Below are 25,231 nucleotides of genomic sequence, written 5' to 3' on the forward strand. Positions count from 1 at the left end.
GAAGCGGTCATTCCCTATGATATGGGTGATTGGTATTTAAACTCCAGCCACGGTATAAGCTTTCAGCAACAATAATGCGAACCAGTGGGTGTGGTAAGGTCAGGTTTGATAATGACCACTTTTGCTCTGAGGCTGCTATACACTCTGGCGCAAGTCCCTCAGGCCCGCCAATTAACAAGCTAATGTCTCGGCCGTCTAATTGCCACTTTTGCATGTTTTTTGCCAAATCATGGGTATCCCATGCTTTACCTGTCACCTCAAGGGTAACAATTCGGTTGCCTTTGGGAATTGCAGCGAGGGTTTTTTCTCCTTCAATCTGTAAAATCCTTTTGATATCTGCGTTTTTTCCGCGTTTTCCAGCAGGGATCTCTAGTAGTTCTAGCGCCATGTCTTTTGGAAAGCGACGTTGATATTCTTTAAACCCTGTTTCGACCCATGATGGCATTTTTGTGCCAACGGCAACCAATTGTATTTTCAAAGTTAGCCCCAGAGTTTCTCTAAATCATATAGGCTTCGAGTTTGATCTTGCATCACGTGAACAACCACCTCACCTAAGTCAACTAATACCCACTCACCGACATCCTGTCCTTCTTGACCTAACGGTTCTTCACCTGCATGGCGTGCTGCCTTAGCAACATTGTCGGCAATTGACTGTACATGGCGTTTTGAGTTGCCTGAACAAACGATTAAATAGTCAGTGACAGTAGACACTTCTCTTACGTCTAATTTAACGACATCACGGGCTTTCATATCATCAACTTTGTCTAGTGCAAAGTCTAAAAGTTGTTCTGAATTCAACTGGGTTACTCTTAAGTTATAAAATAGTCGGCGATTTTAGCACAGCCAAAGACCTTAATCAGCATACAAGTGATGTTTGCGAATATACTCTATGACTTCAGCTTGCAGTAAATGTTCCGTATGTTGTTGATATTTTATAAAGTTACGAATTTGACTTGAAGAAACATCTTTTACATTTCCAGTTAAGAAGTAGCAAAGACCGCTTATTTGGGCATGCAGTTGAGAGATATCAGTGACTTCACTTCTACTTAAATACTCGATGAGGGGAGGGCAAGTACTGCGAACTTCCCCCGGTCGCTGGTATACCACGATATGGCAAATAGACGTGATCGCTTGCCACTCAAACCAAGCTGGTAAACTATTAAATGAATCCATGCCCATTAAAAAAATTAATGGTTGGTCTGGATATTCAGCTCGGCATTCTTGCAAACTTAGAAGAGAATAAGAAGGGCCTTGTCGGCGCAACTCTCTATTATCAATGTAGAAATATGAATTTTCACGAGTCGCAATATCTAGCATTGCGAGACGATGTTGTTCGGTTACACCTGGTGCTGCTTTATGGACAGGTATTGCACAGGGTAGAAAGCGCAACTGTTCTAATCCCAATTGTGTAATACAATTCTCGGCCATATTGATGTGGCCGAGATGAACAGGATCAAATGTACCACCAAATAATGCAATCATGACTAATGAGCGTCAAGTTGATAGGGCAAAGGCATATCAATCGACATGCAAAACGATAATGCGATATGAGCAAGTGCTTGGTATGGCGCAACCATAGCAGAGCGTTTATAGGCAGCATCAAACTCAGCCAAACAATTGATAATGTTCTTAAGTTGATTAATGGTCAACCTATCGAGTGCATGTTGTGTAAGTGCTTGCTGGTTTTTCCATATGTTATGTCGTTTAAACAACTGATTGAGGTTTTCGCCTTGTTGCATTGCTGATTTTATCTCTAATAACGTTTGCGCCTCTTTATTAAAAGTCCATAAAACACTGGTTGCTTCAACATTATCATCAGCGAGTTTTAGTAATACTTTGATAGCGGTATGAGCGTCACCTTGTAGTAGTGCAGAGTTTAAATCAAAAATATCGTATTTAGACTGATTTAATAAACCGTTTAAAACTTGAGTATGGTCAATAGGTTGGTGTTTATATAATAATGATAACTTTTCGAGTTCTTGATGGGTTGCCAGCAAATTACCTTCAGTTGCTTCTAACAGACTGCGTTTTGCATCAGGGTTAAGGTTGAGTTGTAGAGCGCTACATTGTTCATCTAGCCAACGGTGTAAATGATTGCCAGCAAGCGTGTAACACGGAACAAACAAACCCTGTTTATCTAGTGCTTTGAACCAAGCGCTACGTTGTATATCTTGACCTGCTTTACTGCCTTTAATAATAACAATTACGTCTGGGTTAAGATGTTCGGTCAGTTTTTTGAATGCTTGGCTACCAGGTGTGCCAGGCTTTAACTGGTTTAAATCGAACTCTATTAGTGTGCGAGCACTAAACAGCGACATACTATTGTATTGCGCGAGAAGCTCTTGCCAATCAAAGCCAGGGAGGTAATTGAACTTAATGATTTCGTCAAAACCTTGCCGTTTAGCTGCTTGTTTAATTGCGTAGACACATTGCGCTTCTTGGAAAGGTTCTTCACCAAACACCATATAAAACGGGTGAAGTGATTTATTTAGTTGACTCGGAAGCTGATTTGCGTAACTGCGCATTATAGTTGTGATAACTCCCTGATAATGCGCTTGCTTGCAAGTTGGCGAAGTTCACGCAAAATGATATCTAACTCTTTGGCTTTTGCTAACGCATTGTCAGGATCGTCTTGATAATTTCGATATAATTCAAAACCCTGCTCAACAGGCTCTTGCCCAGGACGAGTTATACGGTAGGCAACCCCATATGCAAGCTCGTATTGCGCAACTTGGCCGTTTTTAAACAAGCTCAATGTTTGTCTTTCTAAGGTATCTTTGTATAAATGCAATGAGACATTGTTAACGGCATGTTTTGAATCAATAATTGACACGTCAGCGCGTTTCAAGTCCGCTTTTAATAATTCAAATACCTCAGAGCGCTTATCATCAGCAGTGAGTATAATTGTTCGCAGATCTTGGGGCAAATATGACGCTTTCTTTAAATGAAAGCCACAGCTTGATAACAAAACACAGATCAGCGCAAGCGCTAATCCGTGTTTTACAAAATGAGCAAGGCGCATCTTAGTTTGCTACCACGTTGAGTAACTTACCAGGTACATAAATGACTTTGCGAATGGTTTTGTCATCAGTGAACTTGGTTACGTTCTCTTCTGCAAATGCGATGGCTTCAACTTGTTCTTGTGTTGCATCGGCTGCAACCGTTAGTTTAGCGCGCAGCTTACCATTGACTTGCACGATAATCAGCTTTTCATCTTCAACTAACGCAGACTCATCAACATCGGGCCAAGCAGCATCTAAAATATCAGATTCAAACCCAAGCTCAGCCCATAGTTCATGACACATATGTGGCGCGATTGGAGCAAGCATAATAACGATCGCGTGTAGCGCTTCGTTTGCAATAGCAATATCTTGTGCATCTTTAAGTGGTGCTTTAGCCAGTTTGTTAGACAGCTCCATGATTGCTGCTATGGCCGTATTGAAGGTTTGACGACGTGATAAATCATCCGTCACCTTAGCGATGGCTTTGTGTACTTCACGACGCAATACTTTTTGATTGCTGCTTAATGCACTTGTGTCTAATTCAGCTTTACCCGCAGCATTAACGTCAACGGCATATTTCCACACACGTTTTAGGAAACGATGTGCACCTTCAACACCTGAGTCTGACCATTCTAATGTTTGCTCTGGTGGTGCGGTAAACATCATAAATAAGCGAACGGTATCAGCGCCGTATTGTTTGATAACGGTCTGTGGGTCAATACCATTGTTCTTCGACTTTGACATTTTACTCATGCCTGAAGAAAATACTGGCTGGCCATCATCTTTGTGCCATGCTTTTGTAACACGCCCTTTGTCGTCAGTTTCTGTTTCAACATCAGTTGGTGAAATCCAAATATCACCGCCTTTTTCATCTTTACGATAAAAAGTCTCTGCTAATACCATACCTTGACACAATAAACGTTCAAACGGCTCATCTGAGTTAACTAGCCCAAAGTCACGTAGTAATTTATGGAAAAAGCGAGAATATAAAAGGTGTAAAATGGCATGCTCTATACCACCAATGTATTGATTGACTGGCAACCAATAATTTGCCGCACCAGGCTCTAGCATACCTTCGTCATAACGAGGGCTACAGTAACGTGCGTAGTACCATGATGATTCCATAAAGGTATCAAATGTATCAGTTTCATGGAATACAGGTGCACCGTTGACGGTCGTTTTAGCCCACTCAGGGTCAGCTTTAAGTGGAGAGGTCACGCCATTCATAACGACATCTTCTGGTAAGCGTACTGGTAGCATATCTTCGCTTGCTGCCAGCTCTTGGCCTTGCTCGTCGCTTAACATGGGAATTGGAGAGCCCCAATAGCGTTGACGACTTACGCCCCAATCACGTAAACGAAAATTAACCTTACGCTTACCGGCACCTTGTGCCTCTAGTTTATCAGCAATAGCATCAAATGCAGCTTTAAACGCTAACCCGTCAAATTCACCTGAGTTGATCAACACTCCTTTTTCCGTAAATGCTTCTTTACTGATGTCAGCTGTTAGCTCAGAGTTGTGTTCAGGGGTAATAACTTGTTTGATCTCAAGCCCGTATGCAGTAGCAAACTCAAAATCACGTTGGTCGTGCCCTGGTACGGCCATGACCGCGCCTGAACCGTAATCCATTAATACGAAGTTTGCCACCCAAATTGGTACTTCTTTACCTGTTAACGGGTGAACCGCAGTAAAACCAGTATCAATGCCTTTTTTGTCCATTGTTGCCATATCAGCTTCTGCAACTTTGGTGTTTTTGCATTCTTCTACAAATGCAGCAATTGCTTCATTCCTTTTAGCCGCTTCTTGCGCAATAGGGTGGCCTGCTGCTACGCCTACGTATGTCACACCCATAAATGTGTCAGGGCGAGTTGTGTAGACCGTAAACGTTTCGCTGTTATCTGCGCGTTTGAAATCGATTTCTAAGCCTTCAGAACGGCCAATCCAATTGCGCTGCATGGTCTTAACTTGCTCAGGCCAGTCATCTAGCTTGTCTAAGTCATCTAATAATTCTTGGGCATAGTCAGTTATTTTAATGAACCACTGTGGGATCTCTTTTTGCTCAACTGCAGCACCAGAACGCCAGCCTTTACCATCGATCACTTGCTCATTTGCAAGTACAGTTTGGTCAACAGGGTCCCAGTTTACGGTTGACATCTTTTTGTATACTAGGCCTTTTTCATACAGCTTGGTGAAGAACCATTGTTCCCACTTATAGTATTCAGGGTGACACGTCGCAATTTCACGATCCCAATCGTAGCCAAAGCCAAGTTGCTTTAGTTGATCACGCATGTAATCGATATTTTCATAGGTCCACTTTGCTGGGGCAGTGTTGTTCTTAATGGCTGCATTCTCTGCTGGTAAGCCAAACGCATCCCAACCCATCGGCTGCATGACATTTTTGCCTTGCAAACGTTGGAAGCGAGATACAACATCCCCAATGGTGTAGTTACGAACATGACCCATGTGCAGTCGACCACTTGGGTATGGGAACATCGAGAGACAGTAATATTTCTCTTTGCTTTGGTCTTCGACAACTTTAAATGTCTTGTTTTCTTCCCAGTGTTGCTGAACTTTTGACTCAATGTCTTGTGGGTTATATTGCTCTTGCATCTACGTTTCCAGACTTCTTGCAAATTAATAAAAAATTGTTCGCTAGCATACCCCAAATAAAGGGCGATTCACAGTATCTAGGGGGCATTTTGTTGCTTCAATAGTGTGGTTCAACGCCGCGTTAGTGCGTGAATAAGCTATAGTTATATTAAGAAAGTTGTGCTGGAGTTTAAAATGTCTGGTTATAAACAGTGGCTAACGCAATTTAGTGAGTGGTTAAAAGATGTTAAGCATCACGAGCTGGATGAGTTAATAGAAAAGTTTGTTGAACAACAGCAAGCGTTGCAACAGTCGAGCAAAGAGAAAATTCAGCAATATCATTATTATTTACGTCGTGACCTTGAACATTTTAGTGCACACCATCGTCACTATCATGATCTAGCATGGCAAGAGTTAAAAGCGTCTATTTGGTACGAGTTGTCTCAATTAGAGGATCGCACGCAATTAGAATGGCAAGCACTTTTGCAAGACTTTGAACATGATGGTGTTTATAAGCAGGGTGAATGGATAGCAATGGGGCAATTAGTATGTAAGAATTGCGATCATAAATTGGATGTGCTTTACCCCAGTGAGATTTCACCTTGTTCTGAGTGCGAACACACTGAGTTTACAAGAAAAGCATTGTCCCCATAATGAGCAGACTAGGTCGTACGGTTTAGCTGCACTACCTCAGTAGTTTTTATACTGACGCTGATGATAAGAAGTTAAGAATGACCAAAAAACTAATCCCACTTTCTCACGACGCGCTTGCACCGGCAGTTTCAATAAGTCATGTGCAAACGTGTATTCAAAACCCGTATCCTGAATCACTTGCTTTTATAGGGCAAAAAAGAGCGCAAACGGCACTTGATTTTGCACTGGGCATGGATCTTCCTGGCTACAATGTTTTTGTCATGGGCGAAGCCGCTTTAGGACGCTTTACCATGGTTAAAGATAAATTAGAAGCGCATAGTAAAACGCGGCCTACGCCAAAAGAGTGGTTGTACGTTAATAATTACGATGATCACCGAGAGCCTATAGCGATGTTTATGCAGGCTGGCCAAAGCAAAGAACTAGCTGATGATATAGATGAGTTTTTAGATGAGGTTTCGGACACTTTCCCAGCAGCATTTGACAATCCAGGGTATCAGCGAAAAAAGAAATCAATCGATCGCCACTTTGATAATAAATACGATGCCGCACTCAATGCAGTTGAACAGTTAGCAGCAGATAAGAGTGTGGCGCTGCTAGAAGAAAATAATCAAGTTGGTTTTGCGCCGGTTGTAAATGGCAAGCAGTTAGACGATGCTGAATTTGCTGCGTTAGATGAAAAAATGCAGGGCCATTTTTTTGAAGCCATAGAGGGGCTAGAGGATGCCTTGATTGAGGCGCTGATTGAGTTACCTCGTTGGAAGCGAGAATCTTCTGAGAAGTTGCGAAATTTAAAAAAATCGACGGTTGAAATTGCTACAAAACCTTTGATAAAAACCTTAGAGCATAAATACGCGAACCACATTGGCGTGGTGCGTTATTTGAAAGATTTACGAATAGAGATAGTCGATGCAGTTTTAGAGTGGTTAGACGATGATGTATCGAGCGAAGAAGGCAAGGATGACTTTGATTCAAAAGGTATGCTGAGTGATTTTTTTGCACCAAATATTTTAATTGAGTATAAAGACGGTGATGCCGCGCCTGTTGTATATGAGCCTAACCCAACGTTTGGTAACATTTTTGGTAAAGTAGAATATGCTGCCTCACAAGGGAATTTAATTACCAGTTATCGTTCAATTCAGGCTGGAGCTTTGCATCGTGCTAACGGTGGTTACCTGATTATGGATGCAGAAAAAGTTTTGGCAAATCCTCAAGTGTGGGATGGCTTAAAGTTGTCGTTAAAAACGCACCAAATTAAAAATGATTTACCTTACCAAGACAATTCAGTTGGCAGTAGTTTTACCTTACGGCCGCAGCTTATCCCGCTTGACGTCAAGATTATTTTGCTGGGCTCTCGAGATTTGTATTACACCATAGGTGAATATGACGAAGAGTTTGCTGAGCTATTTAGAGTATTGGCAGACTTTGATTATTACTTGCCGAGTTCAGATAAAATGCAGTATCAATTTATCAGCAAAGTGCAGGAATACTGTGATGCTACTTTGTCGTGTAGTTTAACGGCACAAGCCTTATCTAGATTACTTAAGTTTAGTTATCGCCAAGCTGAGCATCAAACGAAGCTGTCAGCCCGATTTGCTGATGTATTGGAGTTGGTTGCAGAAGCGAGTTTTTATACCAAGCAAGATGGAGAGACTGAAATTACCGCAGAGCATATAGATGAAGCGATTGCTGGAAAACAGTATCGCACCGGTCAATTGAGCGAAAATATGTTAAGCGACATTAAAGAAGGTCATACTTTAATTGCAACTCAAGGTAATGCGGTTGGAAAAGTGAATGGTTTAACCGTATTACATATCGGTGATACTGCTTTCGGAACGCCTGCGCGGATCACGGCGACGGTTTATGCCGGTGCTGATGGTGTAATAGATGTTGAGCGAGAGGCCGAACTCGGTAAAGCGATTCATTCTAAAGGTGTGATGTTACTAACGGGGTATTTGGGGAACAAGTACGCCCAAGAATTTAGCTTAACACTCAGTGCGAATATTGCCATAGAACAAAGTTATGGTTACATCGATGGTGACAGTGCCTCTTTAGCCGAACTATGCGGCTTAATATCAGCAATAACAAAACTGCCGATCAATCAATCTTTGGCTTTGACAGGATCAATTAACCAGCATGGTGAAGTACAGGCCATTGGTGGTGTAAACGAAAAAATTGAAGGTTTCTTTAAACTTTGTAAAATGCGGGGCTTAACAGGTGAGCAAGGAGTGATCATTCCGCGTTCTAACTTGGTTAACTTAGTACTCGATGATGAAATTATTGCGGCAAGTTCAGCCGGGCGTTTTCATATTTATGCTGTTGAATCGGTGGACGAAGCCTTGAATTTACTGACCGGAGTGGAAGCGGGTCAATCAGAAAATGGAGAATACCCCCCATTAAGTATTAATGGCTTAGCATTAGCAAGGCTGCAGCATATCGCCGATGTGGTAAATGGTGAAGACAAAGAAGAAGACAGTGATAAGGAGTCGCAATAATGTCGACAACGCAAATCGTTTTATTGGTTATAATTATTGTTATCGGTGGGTTTGTTTATAAGAATAAACAACATCAAAAAGAAAGTGCAGGTATAAATAGAATAACAGCACAAGAATTCTTATCTGAGAATGTAAATAAAGAAGGTGTGTTCGAAACATCTTCGGGATTACAATATGAAGTACTTACTCAAGGCAATGGAGCGCATCATCCGTTAGCGACAAGTAAGGTGAAAGTGCATTATCACGGCACTTTGCTTAATGGCAGCGTATTTGATAGCTCAGTTGAGCGCAATAGTCCAATTAGTTTTGGTTTAAATCAAGTGATTTCTGGGTGGACAGAAGGCGTTCAATTAATGAAAGAGGGAGATAAGTTTCGTTTTTTTATTCCTCCAAACTTAGGGTATGGAGATCAAGCTGCGGGTAAAATAGAGCCCGGATCTTTACTTATATTTGAAGTCGAACTACTGAAAATAGAGTCTTAATCTTTGGTCTCAGTGTGACCAGACTAAGATATAAAAAAGCCCAATTTAATTGGGCTTTTTTATATATGAATTGAAATTAGTCGTGAATGAAATACAGCATGGGGTTGAACTTTAAAGCGCCAAGTTACACACTAGACTCGGTGGCTATTATTGTAGGCTTTATAGCGGTGGCGATGTAAGATATTCATGTAATTATGAGATAATTTAAAGGATGATAAATGTTTGAAATTTTGGTCGGGTTACATGTTACTCACGCATCTATGTATAAAGATTATCGTGCAGCTATGACACCAATATTGCGAGAATATGGAGGCTCTTTTAGTACAGACTTCATTGTTGAGGAAACGCTGATGGGGCCGAGTAATAAAATTAATCGTGTTTTTACACTCCGTTTTTCAAATGAAAGTGATAAAACGTGCTTTTTTAAAGATGAACACTACCAAAATGTAAAAAGCCAATATTTTAATGATTCGGTCTCAGAAGTGTATATTTTATCTGAATATAGCTGTTAATTCATGTGAATAAACATTCGTCTAAGCAGATGAGGCGATCATGTTGGCGTCTTTTTTCATAAATAGTGCCGCGTGAATTAGTACATCTTTATATTTTACATATTGTTACAGTAAAATATCAGAGATGGCTGCAATTCAACCTTATATTGTTATTATATTACAAAATAATAATGGAAGGATTGTATTCTTTGAAATTACGTACTCTATTTACAGCTATTACGGTTGCTATTGCCCCTGCAATTTCTCCGTTAGTGTCGGCCTACCAAACTGAAGACTCTCGACTTTTACGTTTTCCTGATATTCACAAAGATCATGTAACATTTGTGTATGGCGGTGATATTTATATTTCCCATATTAAAAGTGGTAAAAGTACACGATTAACCGATCATATTGGCTTTGAGACTTTCCCAAAATTTTCACCTGATGGGTCTAAAATAGCTTTTTCCGCTCAATATAATGGCAGTCGTCAGATTTACGTTATTAATAGCGATGGGTCTGATCTAAAACAGCTTACCTATTATAACGATGTAGGAAAAATGCCTCCTCGCGGTGGGTTTGATTACCGAGTATTAGATTGGACACCTGACGGCCAGCATATCGTTTTTCGAGCTAATCGAACACCATATGGTAAGCGTGTTGGCAAACCTTTTATGGTACCTGTCGCTGGCGGACTAGAGCAACCGTTGAATATCCCCGAAACGGGAGGCGGTATGTTATCGCCTGACGGGAAAAAGTATGTTTACACACCCATAGATAGAGAGTTTCGGACTTGGAAGCGTTCTCGTGGCGGACGAGCACAAGATGTATGGGTTTATGATTTAGAAAACAATAAGTCAGAGCAGTTGACGACCAACCGTGCAACCGATCAGCAACCAACTTGGGTAAATGACAGCATCTATTTTGTGTCTGATCGGGATTACACGCTCAACTTGTATAAATACCGTACGGGTAAAAAGCCGATTAAAATGACCGAGCATCAAGACTTTGATGTGCTTTGGCCATCAGCGGGACCAGATGCCATTGTTTATGAAAATGGGGGGTATTTATACCGTTTTGATGAAGCGACAAAGCGCTCAGAGAAGTTATCACTGAATGTTGAGGGGAGCCGAGAATATACATTACCTTATAGTAAAAACGTCAGTGACTTTATTGATTCAATGGATGTCTCACATGATGGTAAAAGAGTGCTATTTAGTGCCCGTGGTGAGTTGTTTAGCGTACCTGTGAAACAAGGACCAACACGCAATTTAAGTCACACCCCAACAGGTCGCGAAATCTCAGCAACTTGGTCACCAAATGGTCGTTATATTGCTTATATGAGTGATGAAAGCGGTGAATACGAAATTTACTTACGTGATAGAGCCAATAACAGTGAAGTGAAGCAACTTACTGATAACGGGACTATTTGGCGCTTTGACCCGTTATGGTCACCAGATAATACGAAGTTATTGTTTGCAGATAAAAATCATACCCTGTGGTGGTTGGACATAGCAACGGGTACGCAACATAAAATTGATACAGCAAAGTATAACGAAGATGGGTTAACGCACTACATTTGGTCACCAAATAGTGAAGATATAGTCTTTGTCAAAAATAACGAAAATCGCTACGCTTCGCTTTGGCATTACAATGTTAATGGTAAATCGGTTAACAGATTAACTGATGAGATGATGAGTGAGACCAACGCAACATTCTCACCTGATGGGCAATACCTTTATTTTACTTCTGAGCGTGATTTTAACTTAACGTTCAGTAGTTATGAATTTGACTACATGTTTAATAAAGCAACACGTGTGTACTCGGTTGCCGTGAATGACACTGTTGTAGCATTGAATGCGCCACACAGTGATGAAGCGAGCATATTAAATGCGACATCAGAGGAAAGTGACACAAAAGAAAAAGAAGCAACGGATATAAAATTAGATAAAAACGGTTTTATGGCACGCGCCGTTGCCTTAAGTGCACCAGCTGGGAATTATCGTAGCCTGACAGGCGTAAAAGGCGGAGTTCTGACGCTGACGGATGGTCAACTTAAACTTATTCCTAGCAAACTGGGAGAGGAAGTGGCGACAGTTGCCAAAGGCGTTAGCAGTTATAAAGTCTCGGCTAATATGGAGCACGTAATCGTTAAAGCGGGCAAAAATTATAGTGTAATAAAGCCAGCAGCGAAGCAAGAACTTAAGTCTAGTCAACTTAACTTAGATGGCATGATATTAAAGATAGATCCTAAAACTGAATGGGCGCAAATGTATAGAGAAGGGTGGCGCACATTACGAGACTGGTTCTATGATGAAAATCATCATGGACAAGATTGGAATGCTATTTTAAAGCGTTATCAGCCTATGGCAGAGGCAATCGCTCACCGTACTGACCTAGATTATGTATTGAGTGAAATTGCGGGTGAGATCAACGCCGGTCACATCTACGTGAACTCAGGGGATATGCCAGAGGCGACGCGTTTAAAACATGGTTTATTAGGTGCGCAGATCAGTGCACACAAATCTGGGTTCGTAAGAATTGAACAGATTTTTAAAGGTGAAAATTGGCATGAAGACTTCCGCTCACCACTCGATGAGACAGGGGTAAAAGCCAATATTGGTGATTATATCCTGAGTGTAAATGGCCGTGCAGTTAATACTGTTTTGAATTTCTACGAATTATTAGAGAACACCCAAGGGAAGCAAGTTGAATTGGTTTTAAATCAATCGGCAAGCTTTGAAGGAAGTTGGAAAGTTACCGTTAAACCGGTCGCGAGTGAATTGGGACTAAGATACCTCGAATGGACACGTTCACGAGCTGAATATGTTGATAAGCTCTCTGATGGACGGGTTGGCTACGTGCATTTGCCAAACACCCATTATGCTGGCAATCGTGCATTGTTTAAAAGTTTCTTACCTCAAACAGACAAAGAAGCCATGATCATTGATGATCGATATAATGGAGGAGGGTTTATTCCCGAGCATATGATCACGTGGCTAGCGAGAAAGCCTTTAAATTATTGGAAGCGCCGTGGTGTTGAGCCAACTAAAACACCTCAATTTGCTCATGATGGGCCTAAGGCGATGTTGATCAATGGTTACTCTAGCTCGGGCGGTGATGCCTTACCGTATTATTTCCGACAAGCAGGACTTGGCAAACTCATAGGTACTCGCACATGGGGAGGTTTAATTGGTATTTCAGGCAACCCGGGACTGGTTGATGGTGGTTCAGTGATTGCAGCGACTTTCCGTATTTTAGATAATGAAGGTAATTGGATCATTGAAGATGAAGGCGTAAGCCCGGACATTGAAGTAATAGATCGACCTGAATTAATTCAAGCGGGTAAAGACCCTTCTGTCGAGCGCGCAGTGAAAGAGTTACTGGACGAGTTAGAAGCTAACCCGAAAAAGCCTTTAACAGTGCCTGCTGCACCGAGTAACTTTGGTCAGAAGTAATATGTGTTGATTTTGGTTTAACGCTAAATAACGGCTAGGCTTTTTCTTAGCCGTTATTTTTAAATGATTTTATGGGTGCTAAGACGCTTGATGTTTATATAAATGTGGAGCACACAATATGCACTTTAACTTACATATGATTGATAAAGCATAGAAAGCACTATGGTGATGTATAAAAAAGTTGTATTAATTACGGGTGGAAGTCGTGGTATAGGCGCAGCTGCAGCGAAGTTACTCGCAGAACGTGACTATGTTGTTGCAATTAACTACAAAGAAAACCATAACTCGGCAAAAGAGCTGGTAAAGTCTATTCACGCGATGGGTGGTCAAGCCGCTGAGTTTCAAGCTGATATAAGTGATGAACAGCAAGTTGAAGCGTTATTTTCATCGGTGCTATTGAAGTTTGGCCCAATTACACATTTAGTAAATAATGTTGGTGTGTTAGCGCAGCAGCAGCGAGTTGAAAGTATGACTGCTGAGCGAATTAATCACATTTTTCAGTCTAATGTTACACCTTATTTTATTTGTGCTAGAGAAGTAATTAAGCACTTTAAAGAGCATGAAGATATGTCAAAATGTGCAATAGTCAATGTATCATCGGCAGCATCCAGATTGGGTGGCGCTAATGAGTATGTTGATTATGCCGCGTCAAAAGGCGCCATAGATACTTTTACAACAGGGTTGTCTTTGGAGCTTGCACAATATGGCGTGCGTGTTAACTGTGTTAGGCCAGGATGTATTTATACTGATATACATCGTGATGGAGGAGAAGAGGCTCGTGTTTCACGGTTAGCACCTCAGCTGCCATTACGCCGTGGCGGTACGGCATTAGAAGTTGCCAATGCTATTGCGTGGTTATTAAGTGATGAAGCCAGCTATGCTACGGGTAGTTTCATTGATTTAGCTGGTGGAAAGTAATTTTTTAAAGTAATAACTGGTGCTGAAAAAGAGACCATTGCTGTCTCGCACAAAGTGAGGGATCTCCCCGCATTTTATGTAATTGATCGTTTGATAAAACTTTTCTGAGTTATCGCCAGTTTGTGTATCTAGGATGAGCAATTCAATCCCTTGCTTTGTAGCCTCACATTCTAACGATTGCATTAGAGCAGAGGCAATCCCCTGACGCTGATATTGAGGGTGAACAAGTAGTTTTTCCACTTCGGCTCGATGCACCCCATTCGGTTTTAGACACCGAGTATAATGAACGCAACCAACTAGCGTATTATCGCAAAAATATCCGAGAAACATACGACTTGTGAGCTGCATGTCGACGGCTTCCCAATAAGCACTGAGTGGCTGTGTATTATTACAGGTATTAACCCTAAAGATGCACCGCTTTTAATACACTGAGCAAGTAAATGAGTTAATGCTATGTTGTATTGTGCAAGAGATGTGAGTCGTTTTATATGAGAGTTCATGATGTCTGCGTGTCTTTTAGAGTTGAAAGCTGCGATTGGATATGCTCTATGTGCTTTTCTAACTTAACTTTTGCGTTATGCAAATGGTTTATACGCGATGTTGTATTGGTCTGTTGAGCGCGAATTGCACGGTAAATAGCCACTCTAGGTAGGTTGTACTTATCTGCAGCACTGCAAATAGGCAAGTGTTTATTTAACACCTCATGCAACGCGTTGTACATTGCGTCGTTTTCATTTTGTTTTTGATACATTGTGAGCACTCCATTTTTTGACTGGGGTGTGATTATCATGAATTTGCCAAATGCTGATCTCTAAGTGCCATAGCAGATGTAAAGTTTGACAAAAATTGTACATAACGTTCGCCTATATTGTAAATGTCTGAACTTTATAAGAAAAAACCATACCAACTTTTAAATTTATTATATTTCAATTAGTTACGTATTTTTGTTTTATGATATCGGACTCGTTTGCACCATTTATAGGAAATTTATATAGGGTTTGCACTGAATTGTCGCATGGGGGCAAGATACTTGGTCAGTGGGGGGGCTTGAGTAGGTTGATTTTCAGAGTGTGTTTGAGCGTTAAGCTTTTAAAATAAAGCTTTAAATAACAGATGGCTATTATTAAAGATGATAATTAGGTCAGTGTTGTTAGTGACTATACATTTTATTTTTTCTATTTCATTAGAAAATAGTTTTGTACGTAAGGTATGTCGCGACGTACATAGATAGAGCAGTTATAAGTTTAAAAGAGATGCAATTATGAGAATATGTATTTCAGTCATGCCATTAGTTGGTGCTCACTTACTAATAATGAAACAGCAGAGCACAATCACCCCTATTGAACCGGTTTAATTTCAATGCTTCACCAAGAAGCGGGTCGCCAATTTTACATGGGCACGTATGAAGTAACCGTAGCTGAATTTCAGCGTTTTGCGCAAGCAACAGGATACAAAGTACCGACTAAATCTCGACAAGAATTAATGTTCTAACGCAATTGCCGAGGTAACACCATGTTGTTTCAGCCATAATGGTGAAGCATTGGTTTGTAAAAATGCCAAATACTCGCTTTTGAGCTCAGGGATTGAGTGTGTCAATTGATATAACGCAAGAGCAGAATTGAGTGATACGAGCCTATTATGGGTCAAGCGGGCTGTATTAAATGCTTCTTGAAACAGCAGGCGAGCGTCATCAAATAAGTCTTGAACTAATAACACTTGGGCTTTCAATTGCAATTGAGCAGGCTGTTTTACTGTATCATTGAATAATGCATGAGCAGATTTAAAATCCCGTACTTCAATATAATATGACACCAGCATTTCTAAGGCATTATCAAGTACCCAGTAGTTATTCGCGGTTTTGGGAATGGTTAAAATACGCTTTAAGTAGGGCAAAGCAAGTGCATTATCTTGTGTGAACAATGCAAAATGAAAATATATAATAGCCTTATTAGAATCGCTTAAATTATGGGCTATCAATAAAGCTTGGGCTTTATTTAGCTGAGCATACTGCTGGGCAGTATTGTTTACTTTTTTTGCTAGAATTGAATATAGCATGTGAAGTTCAAATTGTGCCAAGGGCGCCTGTTGATGTTGGGCTAAAGATATAGCTTCCTATAACACATTAAACATTTGCTCTGTATTGCCCTGTTCATAATGAAGCCATGCACTGGTATTGAAGTAGTCATATTGTAAAGGCCAAAGCGAAGTATGTTCGAGCTCTTTTCTCAATAATGTTAATCGATGAGTACTTTGTTGATGTTGCTTGCGCATTTTGTAGATCATGCCAATTAGCCACTGAGCTTGTGCTCGATAGGCTTTTTTTCCATACCCTCTGTCAGTAAGCAACCTATCTAGGTGCACCATGGCGACATCAGGCTGCTTAGCGTAAACTAAATGCTTTGCCAGTAATAGTGTTATCTGCGCATTATTTGGTGCGTGACTATGCATTGTTTCTAGCTCAGCTAAGCTAAGTGGTTTATGTGAAGAAAAAAACGATAAATCATGTAGTTGCTTAAGTTGTTCGTCTAATGCCAAACGCGCTTTTTCAGTTGTTTCTCCAAATGCATAACCTTGCCAATGACGTGTGTCATTGGATAGACCATAGTGTAAAAACACGCCTTTTTCAGAAGGGTACATATCACCCCATAGGAGCCAGTTATTGAGTGGTAGCTGTGCGTTTTCCCAGGCTTGCTGCGGCGATAAAAAATGCTGCTGATTTATATCGCTAAGGCTGATAGTTTTAATTGAAAAGTGCGCGTTATCTGCAAAAACACTGGTATTAGTCAGCAGCAACTTGCTTTGTCCATCAGTACCTTGAGCATTCGTAGCGATATATAGTGGCGTTTGTGCAGCTGGGGTTTGCCATTGAGAGGCGAGCAACAAGATAAGAAAAATAAAACTGCAGCTTATTGCTGTATATAAATAATATGGTGATTTTTTATTTTTTGTGTATTCAACAGATGGGTGATTCAGGCTATTATCGATAGGATTGGATACTGCATATTGCCACTTATAGCCTTTCTTTGAATAGGTTTTGATAGCAGCCTCTCCAAAAATTGCTCGCAATTGACTTATAGTCTGAAAGACAACTTGTTCAGAGACGACTTTATTTCGCCAAACAGCATTCATTATGTCATCTTTACTGTGAATATCGCTTGGGTTTAGTAAGAAGTATTCAAGTAATAACGTTTGATTTCGTTTTAAGACAATTAGCTCACCATTTCTATACAGTACGCGTTTATCACATGAGTATTGGTATTGAGAAAACTGTAACTCCATAGAATTTATCTGTTTTTATTACTTTGAGACTTATTATTACATAGTCTTAAAATAGATGGGAGTGATATTCATAGCTATGGCCAGCTAACAGCTCACCTTAACCATTGTTAATGGTTATAAGGAGTGATAAATGGATGGAAAAATGCGACTAAGTCAGTTTTCTAGTTGGTGCTAATTACGCTAAATCAGAAGCAGGTACTCGGTGTACTGATGCATGGAGTGTTGCATGGAATGTTGCGGTAGAGGCAAGGGTATTTGCTAATCCTATTGAACAGGATTTAAGTTATGACTTACGAGATGATGACTATTTGGAAGTTAAATTTAAGTATTACTTTTAGTAACTGAAACATTAGCACGCGAACCGATTTGAGAGGCAATAATATGATTAACCTAAATGTAATTGCCTTTACAGTGTTTTAAGCTAATTTATTCAGGTGTGTTCATAACTTTCTGATAGATAAAAAATTTGGAGGCAATGATGCTTAAACCTGTTTTTACCATATTATTTTTCTTACTAGCAGCGCCACTCATATTGGCGCTATTTATTGCGAATTCATATCATGTGGAACGAAGTGTTGTAATAGAGCAACCGGTTGAAGTGGTGTTTAATTATATTAAATATTTAAAGAATCAAGATAAATACAGTCGTTGGGCTAATATTGACCCGAATATGAAAAAGGACTATCGGGGCATTGATGCGCAAGTGGGGTTTGTATCTGCATGGCACAGTGAACACCCAGACGTAGGAACAGGGGAACAAGAAATTGTTGGTATAACACCGATGCAACGGATTGACTATGAACTCCGGTTTTTAGCGCCATTTGAAGCAACAGAACCCGCGTACATGCTTACTAAACGTATTGGTGAAACCACTGAGGTTAAGTGGGGGTTTCAAGGGCATATGAATTACCCAATGAATTTGACGTTTTTGTTTATCGATTTTGAAAAGCAGATAGGTGATGATTTGCAAGCAGGGCTTGACCAGTTAAAAAGGATCCTCGAACAGTGAGTAACTCTAATACGAAGTGACGGGTATAAGACGTCTATAAAATCTGACTATTATCAAAATTAGCCATACGGCGTAGGTGTTTTTTAGTTCAAGGGCAGCAGTGGGAAAGCTTTTGGCTCTCCCATATATCGTTGTTATAGAGTTTGCTTGTTAAATGTAGAGTTCGTTTTACAATCACCTATATCGCTAAATCGATGTTGATGGCCCTGTGTTTCCGGCGTGATGTCATAAATAGGACCAGACTCAACGCGGTAATTGTTTCCTTTGAAGCTAAACGTATCTCCCTGAGTGTAAATGGTCGGGTATCCTTGCCATGATGAGTTGCACGCATCACATTTTGGCAGTACTTGAGCTATGGCATTTAATAGTTGATGCTCTGAATCTCTGCTGTCTTGATGTAACTCCCAAATAAATACACCAGGGTAGTTATTGTCTTTTACATATTGCGATTTCTTTTGAATGAGTTTTGGGGTTTCCCAGTACCAATGAATATTATCGTCAATAGCATGACCTGAATTAAAATCAAGACCTAAATTTTCGACAATGTAATCTGTGGTAACGATGTTTACTTGATCACTTTGTCCATTCACAAAACCTTTGTGGTAAAAGGGGAGACCGAGTAGAGTTTTCTCTCTCGAGTATTTTTGCGCCATGCTATTGATGCCTGGAATATTCGACTCCAAACCCATTTTCGTATATAGCTACGCACTGTGGTGATCAATAAACGACCCTGGCCATTGTCCCGTAAAGTTGTATGCCATAAAGCGAATGTAGTCAGCATAAATATCTAAGTCAGCGTGATAATTTGGTCCACTCCAAAACCCCGCCTCCACATCGGTGCCTAAGCCGATTTCGCTGGGTAATAGTTCATGCAACCGTTTTAACAGATAGAGATGATTACTGCTTTCAATTGGGTGTGGCTGTTCATAGGTAGGGAAATCGCGGACATTGAGATGCGTGACTGTTAAATACTGCGCCTAGGCAAAATGCCAACAAAGTTCTTTGTATCATTGTATATTTCCTTTACATATATATGTTATTCCGCTGTTAGCGTGGCTGTTTTTTGAGCTAGTTGCAATAGGGTTGAATACCGACGTTGGTCTAAGGTTTATAGTTAAATTACCTCGTATTACGAAATGGCTTTGAGTGTATATTGCGAGTTAAATTTTTGTTTAGATAGGAGTCGGTTGTTGGCCGATGAGCGACTAAGTACTTGGATCTGCAAGGTCTGTTCTTTTATGCTAATTTTTTAAATTAATAATGCCAAATTTTCAATATTATTCGCAGTACATCTCTATGTTAATCGCTTATATTTTATTTAAAACAACTTATTTCCATTTAAAATCAATGCACTGAAAGTTCCTGTGAAATTTTATTATGATATTTTTCATTTCATGTATCATAAGTGAGGTTTTAAAAAGATGTTTATTTATTATGAATTTATATTAAATTATTTCAGTGTGGACGCTATTAATTTACTCTGATGTATTTTTTACTCTTTGTAAGAGATAAATATCAATTTAAACACTTAAAGTACAGTAAGTTAACAATTATGGAGTGATAGGCTTTAGTTTAAAAGAGTCTGTGGTATTACACCAATGAAAAAACTAAAGGAATGAAAATGAGTAAGCATATTAAGCTCTTTGGAATAGGGTTATTATTTTCTGGTCATAGTGTGTTGGTAACAGCTCATGAGCTACCGCAGATTGATGTAAATGCAGATGTTGAATGGCATAATATTGTAACTTTGACAAAAGATTTAGTGGATAAAAAAGAAAAGCACAATCAGGCGCACAGTGGCGTGTATATAAACTCATATGGACTCTCTCGATTTTGTACGGATAGTAGCCTAAAACACACCCTTTCTGATGCGTCAGGGTTTATTACGGCAAGCCCTAGTTGGGCAATTAAAAATTCATTGGATTTAAACACGCAGGTTAAAAAAAGTGATTGGACAAGTCGCTCGCATTACTCAAGTGCAAACTCTCCGAGTGGTTATGATGGGCTTGAGTCGGCGTATTATGCCTTTATGTCCAATCATTCAGGTACTTATAATAATAATTGGCTGGCACCACTTAGTGTTGAAGAAAATGGTTCTTGTCATATTTTTTCTAGTCAAATGTCACCAGGTACTGTTAATTTAAGGCATTTATTTATAAGTGGGTGCTGTAGTGTAATTAAAGGTGAATGCTCTTCAAATAAGAAGAAAGCGAACATATTAAATAATAAGTTTACTTCTGCGGTTGAACAGTCGAGTCCAGTATCCTTATCTGTGTTACAAACACCAGATAAAACATGGGCTAGCAGAGCTAAGGGGGTGAATTGTATTTATGGCGTTAATGGTTACCAAAATGATTGGGGGCATTACGGTAGTTCATTCTGGAATAAGTGGAATCGTGTCGGAGTTCAAAACAAAGATGCGTGGTTTGATGCAATTGATGCCGGAGATAAAAGTGCATTGGGTGGCATGATATGTTTCGGTCCAGATGCACGTGAAAAGCTCTATAGTACAGAACTTTCATTAATAAAAAGCACCGGCTCACATTGGTCATATATTGTTCAAGAGTTTTCTAAGCGTGCTGCACCGATTAAGAATTCAAATCAGTACTATACACTCTATCCCTACATATCTTTAGAAAATAAGTTTGACGTAACGGGTTTGTTGACGTCTAGTATTGTGCCAGCCCAAGCAAAAATTTTCTCGATGCCTCAGGAGAGGGCGGTAAGCCTTGCAACATCTCTCATAGATAAGCAGCTCACATCTAAAAAAGGAATAGGTTGGCAAGTATACCAAATTAAAGATGAGCGTTACTCTGAGGCATTTGGTGCCAATGATAGGTTGGTTGCAAAGCGGATTGCATTTAGTAAAAAAGTGGGCGATGCATGGATAGTAACACCTGATGTTATGCCTGCTGTAAAGTTAAATGCGAACGATATGGCAGTGTCGCATGCTGGGTTGGCATTCGATATAAATATTCCTGAAAATACTAGTTGGGAGATTTCAAGTAAGTATAAGCAAAGCCTGTTGGCGCAGGCAGAAGCTAAGATGATAGAAAAAATTAAAACGGAAAACACGATAAAAAATTGGCAAAATTACGAAATCGAAGTGGTATCTAGTGAGTTTGGGTATGACGTAAGGTTACAAGATAGCAAAGGCCGGATCCCACTTCGGATATTTGGGCGCGTGTTGTTGAAAGAAAAATCGTCAATGGTTACTCCAAAGCTTCAATTAATATCTGTTGGCTTAAAATAGCTGAAGCTATGAATTGTGACAGATATCGCCTTCTACAGAGCCAAAGGAGGTAAATAATTATTTTGATTGTTAAAGCTTCACCCTCGCAATTTAGGGTGGAGCTTTGCTGTTTAAAGAATTAAATCGTCACCCTCAGATTCGGTTTTTTGAAAACCCCACATGTAATATATAATTGTTAAACTTATTTATTAAAACTTGAAGTCGTAATTTATGATACTCACCATGCTATGTATAGAGTGTATTTTCACTCGAAAAGTGCCCCATAATACCGAAGATTTATTTATAGGTGTTTTGGTTGTTCTATGAAAGAATCGATGCAGTCGGTGGGAGCTTTAGCTTGTAAAATTGGTGAGTCATTTAAGACGATTAGTTGATTACAATAAGTATAATTAAGCAATGGCAATGATTTGGCCAAATGGCGGTGTTCATGCGTTTAATGGATCATCAGTCATATGGAGAGTTACTCATATTGACCGTGATGCTTGTAGTTGTAAGTCCAATAAAGAGCGGGAAAGGGGCAACAAAAAACCGCTATTAAGCGGTCTTTTTGAGATAATAGAGGGTTGTTTAAAAGTTAAACAACGCCACGCGGTAAACGACAATCATGGTCTTTACGGGCTAATTCTACAATCCAAAGCTCTTCAGCGGTGTAACCTTCTTCATTCTCTTTGATCACGATGAAAGGGGCTTTCTTAGTTGTCGCTGGTGCAACGGCTTTCTTTGTTTTTGCTTTTTTAGCAGGCGCAGCTGTGCTAGGGGTCGCTGAACCTGAAGATAGTTCTTCAGTGAGTGCTGCAACGTCAGCAAGGCGCATGTTTTTGCCACCATCAATGCTATACCAGCCTGGCTTGGTTTCAATTTCTGGCTTTTTACCATGGGCAGCTTCATAAGCCACTTCAAAAGCGCTTAATACTTCAGTTTTATCTAGTTTACTCATCGTAGATCCTAGTCGTTTTATACGCGGATATGCGGGATTAAGATTTAAAGAGTAGTTATACCCATATTTGGGCAATTTTTCAATTTTTTACGATTTTTGCTTCCAATTAGCTCGATTTGACGCCAAAATTTGCGATTATTTTCTACAAAGTAGTGGGTACGTCATGAAGCGTTCAGAATTCACACAAATTTTAACAGAGTTACTTAAACCGAGTGCAATTAAAGATTTTGCACCGAATGGATTACAAGTAGAAGGCTCAAACGTAGTTAATAAGGTAGTGACAGGGGTAACCGCCAGTCAAGCGCTGATTGATGAGGCAATTTCACTCGGTGCGGATACGATTTTGGTTCATCATGGCTATTTTTGGAAAGGAGAACAACAAACAATTACAGGTATGAAAAAACGTCGTATTGCCAGTTTGTTAGCGCATGACATTAATTTATTTGGTTATCATTTACCACTCGATATTCATCCTGAACTTGGCAATAATGCGCAACTTGCAAACTTGTTGGATATGGAGGTGGAAGGTGGCTTAGAGAGTGGGCCGAATAGTGTTGCTGTTAGAGGACGGTTACAAACGCCTATAATGGCTGATGAGTTTGCGCAAAAAATAGCAAAGGTGTTAAAGCGGGAGCCGCTAGTTTGTGCGCCTAGAGCAAAGAAAATAGAAACCATAGCTTGGTGCACAGGTGGTGGTCAAGGTTATATTGATTTGGCTGCTGAACAAGGAATAGACGCGTATTTAACCGGTGAAGCATCAGAGCAAACGATACACAGTGCTAGAGAACAAAATATAGATTTCTTTGCTGCGGGCCATCATGCAACAGAGCGTTATGGCATTAAAGCACTTGGTGAGTATTTAGGTAGGCAGTATGGCTTGGATGTGACGTTTGTTGATATAGATAACCCCGTTTGATGGGGTTATATCAACAAAAAGGGGCTATAGAGCTTCAGGGTCGAGCGCTCTAATGAGTGAAATCCAAAGCTTACCTAACCATTCATGACAATGTGTGGTGACTGCATGTAACACGCTAGCTTGGGCGATAAATTGTCTTGATGAAGTGTGCTTAGAAAATGAGTAGAATTGTGTTGGGGCTGTTATAACTGAAACACCTTGCGCTTGGAATAAATCAATGGCTCTGGCCATATGGCTTGCCGAAGTCACTAATGCGACTTGCCTATCAACTAAATGGGGAGCTAAGAGTCTGGCCTCATCTTTGGTATCTAAAGCTTTTGGGCTCTGCTTAATACGGTTCGCTTTAACCCCCAAAGAAATAGCAGCTTTTGACATTAATGTGGTGTTTGAATGTACCCCAGAAACAATTAACTCTGCCCGCGGATAGTGCTTTGCGAGTCTGAGTCCTTCAACTAACCTTGCGAGTGCGCATCCGTTAAGTTGTGTATTACTTGGCAATTGAGAATTTGGGTAAGCCCCACAGCCCAAAACCACAATTTTATCTAAATGCGCATATTGAGATAGCTTAAATGGTTTTAGCGCTTTTTCCTGGGGCGTAATGATTAAAGCTGCGATATGAGGTGTGCTGATAGACCATAGGGACAATATCAGAACCCAACAGGTTAAATATGATTTAATGTGAGTTTTATTTATAAAGAATAAGCAAAAAGCAATGAGTAGGAGTGTAAATGGCAGAGGCATTAACAAGCTGCCAATAATATTTTTTAATTCGAACATATGAGAACCCAACCTTGGATGTTGGGTTATAGTGTATTAGAGTGGCGTTGATATGAACAGGTTAGCGAACATTGTTAAGCTTGCAGGTGTTTAAAAAATGACGATAAACAGGGTTATCTTTCATATTTTTCTTCATTGCTAAGAACATGGGCCTATTTAAACCCAACGCACCTAATGGAATTGATTTAATTAACCCCTGGCTTTCATAAGGTGTTACTAACCAATCAGGTAATGCCGCCACGCCCATCCCGGCACTAACTAGTTGGAATATTAATAAGCCTTGATCGACTGTTTTTAAAGTTCCATCAAACCGTGCATTTTGTATAAAGTGCTTGAAAATATCTTGGCGTTCTTTTGGAATGGGGTATGAGATGATAGTTTCATCTTTTAAGTCAAGCGCAGTAACATAGGCTTTTTTCGCCAGCTCATGATCCGGTGCAACTATTAATTTCAACTTAAAGTCAAATAGATGTGCATATTCTAGTTTATCTGGCTCGCGAATGTCTGATGTCAGTACTAGGTCCAATTCGTCGTCCATAAGGTCTGGAATTGCATCGTAGCTAAAACCTCTTTCGTAATCGACTTTTATATCAGGCCAAAAATTGTTGAACTCTTTAATAGTAGGCAACAGCCAATGAAAACAAGCATGGCATTCAACACTAAGCCGTAATTGAGAAATAGGTTGATTTAAGCTTTCTTTTAGCCGACATTTGGTTGCTTCGACTCTCGGCAGAATTTCGCCAGCTAACTCTAATAGCAGCATGCCCTGAGGCGTAAATCTTACGGGTTGAGTTTTCCGTTCGAATAATTGGCAATCAAGCTTGTTTTCGAGATCTTTAATTTGATGTGACAAAGCAGATTGCGTTAAAAATAATTCACGCGCAGTGTTAACTAATGAGCCTGTTTCTTTCAGAGTAGATATGGTTTTTAGGTGTTTTATGTCTATCATCTTCAATAAATCTCATTTATATAGTGAG

General features: G+C 40.0%; 25 protein-coding genes. 10 read left to right on the forward strand and 15 right to left on the reverse strand.

Annotated features, from left to right (window positions below; genetic code table 11):
* Window positions 1-7: 7 nt before the first annotated feature.
* The 6 genes from rlmH to leuS are packed head-to-tail and all read right to left on the reverse strand — an operon-like array spanning window position 8 to window position 5,612.
* Window positions 8-478 carry a 23S rRNA (pseudouridine(1915)-N(3))-methyltransferase RlmH gene (gene rlmH / locus J8L98_RS08330; RefSeq protein ID WP_210996058.1) on the reverse strand — a complete coding sequence of 157 codons (471 nt, stop codon included), beginning with the start codon at window positions 476-478 and terminating at the stop codon, window positions 8-10.
* A 2-nt stretch (window positions 479-480) separates the two neighbouring features.
* Window positions 481-798 (reverse strand): ribosome silencing factor, encoded by a 318-nt coding sequence (gene rsfS, locus J8L98_RS08335; RefSeq protein ID WP_192506675.1) that lies wholly within the window; start codon window positions 796-798, stop codon window positions 481-483.
* A gap of 54 nt (window positions 799-852) precedes the next feature.
* Window positions 853-1,482 carry a nicotinate-nucleotide adenylyltransferase gene (gene nadD, locus J8L98_RS08340; RefSeq protein ID WP_210996059.1) on the reverse strand — a complete coding sequence of 210 codons (630 nt, stop codon included), beginning with the start codon at window positions 1,480-1,482 and terminating at the stop codon, window positions 853-855.
* Window positions 1,483-1,484: 2 nt separating this feature from the next.
* A complete protein-coding gene (gene holA, locus J8L98_RS08345) occupies window positions 1,485-2,525 on the reverse strand; it encodes a DNA polymerase III subunit delta (RefSeq protein ID WP_210996060.1) in 1,041 nt (346 codons plus the stop codon).
* Entirely contained in the window at window positions 2,525-3,022 is a 498-nt protein-coding gene (gene lptE, locus J8L98_RS08350) for an LPS assembly lipoprotein LptE (RefSeq protein ID WP_210996061.1), read from the reverse strand. The genes holA and lptE overlap by 1 nt, the downstream gene beginning before the upstream one ends.
* A 1-nt stretch (window position 3,023) precedes the next feature.
* Window positions 3,024-5,612 carry a leucine--tRNA ligase gene (gene leuS, locus J8L98_RS08355; RefSeq protein ID WP_210996062.1) on the reverse strand — a complete coding sequence of 863 codons (2,589 nt, stop codon included), beginning with the start codon at window positions 5,610-5,612 and terminating at the stop codon, window positions 3,024-3,026.
* Window positions 5,613-5,786: 174 nt separating this feature from the next.
* On the opposite strand from leuS, the gene J8L98_RS08360 reads away from it, so the two are divergent.
* The 6 genes from J8L98_RS08360 (at window position 5,787) to J8L98_RS08385 (ending at window position 14,083) form a co-directional block, all read left to right on the forward strand.
* On the forward strand, window positions 5,787-6,245 hold the full coding sequence (locus J8L98_RS08360; protein ID WP_210996063.1) for a zinc ribbon-containing protein: 459 nt from the start codon (window positions 5,787-5,789) through the stop codon (window positions 6,243-6,245).
* 77 nt (window positions 6,246-6,322) lie between these two features.
* The gene (locus J8L98_RS08365; protein WP_210996064.1) at window positions 6,323-8,737 is read left to right on the forward strand and encodes an ATP-binding protein; all 2,415 of its coding nucleotides are present in this window, start codon (window positions 6,323-6,325) and stop codon (window positions 8,735-8,737) included.
* Window positions 8,737-9,219 carry an FKBP-type peptidyl-prolyl cis-trans isomerase gene (locus J8L98_RS08370; RefSeq protein ID WP_210996065.1) on the forward strand — a complete coding sequence of 161 codons (483 nt, stop codon included), beginning with the start codon at window positions 8,737-8,739 and terminating at the stop codon, window positions 9,217-9,219. The genes J8L98_RS08365 and J8L98_RS08370 overlap by 1 nt, the downstream gene beginning before the upstream one ends.
* Before the next feature lie 218 nt (window positions 9,220-9,437).
* On the forward strand, window positions 9,438-9,731 hold the full coding sequence (locus J8L98_RS08375; protein ID WP_210996066.1) for a DUF1330 domain-containing protein: 294 nt from the start codon (window positions 9,438-9,440) through the stop codon (window positions 9,729-9,731).
* A 188-nt stretch (window positions 9,732-9,919) separates the two neighbouring features.
* Window positions 9,920-13,165, forward strand: coding sequence for a S41 family peptidase (locus J8L98_RS08380; protein ID WP_210996067.1), 3,246 nt, complete (start codon window positions 9,920-9,922; stop codon window positions 13,163-13,165).
* Between the two features lie 162 nt (window positions 13,166-13,327).
* Window positions 13,328-14,083, forward strand: a complete 756-nt coding sequence (locus J8L98_RS08385; RefSeq protein ID WP_192506685.1) for an SDR family NAD(P)-dependent oxidoreductase — start codon at window positions 13,328-13,330, stop codon at window positions 14,081-14,083.
* On the opposite strand, the gene J8L98_RS08390 is transcribed toward J8L98_RS08385, so the two are convergent.
* Both J8L98_RS08390 and J8L98_RS08395 read right to left on the reverse strand, forming a co-directional pair.
* Window positions 14,066-14,431 (reverse strand): GNAT family N-acetyltransferase, encoded by a 366-nt coding sequence (locus J8L98_RS08390; RefSeq protein WP_210996068.1) that lies wholly within the window; start codon window positions 14,429-14,431, stop codon window positions 14,066-14,068. The two genes, J8L98_RS08385 and J8L98_RS08390, sit on opposite strands and share 18 nt — an antisense overlap.
* 148 nt (window positions 14,432-14,579) lie before the next feature.
* Complete coding sequence (locus J8L98_RS08395; protein WP_210996069.1) at window positions 14,580-14,834, reverse strand: helix-turn-helix domain-containing protein; 255 nt, start codon at window positions 14,832-14,834, stop codon at window positions 14,580-14,582.
* A 608-nt stretch (window positions 14,835-15,442) separates the two neighbouring features.
* Here J8L98_RS08395 and J8L98_RS08400 point away from each other — a divergent pair.
* Window positions 15,443-15,574, forward strand: a complete 132-nt coding sequence (locus tag J8L98_RS08400; RefSeq protein ID WP_210996070.1) for an SUMF1/EgtB/PvdO family nonheme iron enzyme — start codon at window positions 15,443-15,445, stop codon at window positions 15,572-15,574.
* On the opposite strand, the gene J8L98_RS08405 is transcribed toward J8L98_RS08400, so the two are convergent.
* Window positions 15,563-16,138, reverse strand: a complete 576-nt coding sequence (locus tag J8L98_RS08405; protein WP_210996071.1) for a hypothetical protein — start codon at window positions 16,136-16,138, stop codon at window positions 15,563-15,565. The two genes, J8L98_RS08400 and J8L98_RS08405, sit on opposite strands and share 12 nt — an antisense overlap.
* A 57-nt stretch (window positions 16,139-16,195) precedes the next feature.
* Window positions 16,196-17,362: a winged helix-turn-helix domain-containing protein gene (locus J8L98_RS08410; RefSeq protein ID WP_210996072.1), complete on the reverse strand. Its 1,167-nt coding sequence runs from the start codon at window positions 17,360-17,362 to the stop codon at window positions 16,196-16,198.
* Between the two features lie 475 nt (window positions 17,363-17,837).
* Between J8L98_RS08410 and J8L98_RS08415 the strand changes: the two genes are divergently transcribed.
* The gene (locus J8L98_RS08415; RefSeq protein ID WP_348771897.1) at window positions 17,838-18,371 is read left to right on the forward strand and encodes an SRPBCC family protein; all 534 of its coding nucleotides are present in this window, start codon (window positions 17,838-17,840) and stop codon (window positions 18,369-18,371) included.
* A 134-nt stretch (window positions 18,372-18,505) separates the two neighbouring features.
* Here the strand turns inward: J8L98_RS08415 and J8L98_RS08420 are convergent, their stop codons facing one another.
* The gene (locus J8L98_RS08420) at window positions 18,506-19,024 is read right to left on the reverse strand and encodes a glycoside hydrolase family 18 protein (RefSeq protein ID WP_210996073.1); all 519 of its coding nucleotides are present in this window, start codon (window positions 19,022-19,024) and stop codon (window positions 18,506-18,508) included.
* 48 nt (window positions 19,025-19,072) lie between these two features.
* Complete coding sequence (locus tag J8L98_RS08425; protein WP_210996074.1) at window positions 19,073-19,246, reverse strand: hypothetical protein; 174 nt, start codon at window positions 19,244-19,246, stop codon at window positions 19,073-19,075.
* A 746-nt stretch (window positions 19,247-19,992) separates the two neighbouring features.
* On the opposite strand from J8L98_RS08425, the gene J8L98_RS08430 reads away from it, so the two are divergent.
* Window positions 19,993-21,624: a hypothetical protein gene (locus tag J8L98_RS08430; RefSeq protein ID WP_210996075.1), complete on the forward strand. Its 1,632-nt coding sequence runs from the start codon at window positions 19,993-19,995 to the stop codon at window positions 21,622-21,624.
* A 574-nt stretch (window positions 21,625-22,198) separates the two neighbouring features.
* On the opposite strand, the gene J8L98_RS08435 is transcribed toward J8L98_RS08430, so the two are convergent.
* Entirely contained in the window at window positions 22,199-22,561 is a 363-nt protein-coding gene (locus J8L98_RS08435; protein WP_210996076.1) for a hypothetical protein, read from the reverse strand.
* Window positions 22,562-22,724: 163 nt separating this feature from the next.
* Between J8L98_RS08435 and J8L98_RS08440 the strand changes: the two genes are divergently transcribed.
* Complete coding sequence (locus J8L98_RS08440; RefSeq protein ID WP_210996077.1) at window positions 22,725-23,477, forward strand: Nif3-like dinuclear metal center hexameric protein; 753 nt, start codon at window positions 22,725-22,727, stop codon at window positions 23,475-23,477.
* Window positions 23,478-23,501: 24 nt separating this feature from the next.
* Here the strand turns inward: J8L98_RS08440 and J8L98_RS08445 are convergent, their stop codons facing one another.
* Both J8L98_RS08445 and J8L98_RS08450 read right to left on the reverse strand, forming a co-directional pair.
* On the reverse strand, window positions 23,502-24,254 hold the full coding sequence (locus J8L98_RS08445) for an ElyC/SanA/YdcF family protein (RefSeq protein WP_210996078.1): 753 nt from the start codon (window positions 24,252-24,254) through the stop codon (window positions 23,502-23,504).
* A gap of 61 nt (window positions 24,255-24,315) precedes the next feature.
* Window positions 24,316-25,203: a LysR family transcriptional regulator gene (locus J8L98_RS08450; protein ID WP_210996148.1), complete on the reverse strand. Its 888-nt coding sequence runs from the start codon at window positions 25,201-25,203 to the stop codon at window positions 24,316-24,318.
* Window positions 25,204-25,231 lie beyond the last annotated feature (28 nt).

The organism is Pseudoalteromonas sp. MMG013, from assembly GCF_018100885.1.
In the GTDB taxonomy this organism is placed as follows: Bacteria; Pseudomonadota; Gammaproteobacteria; order Enterobacterales; family Alteromonadaceae; genus Pseudoalteromonas; species Pseudoalteromonas aurantia.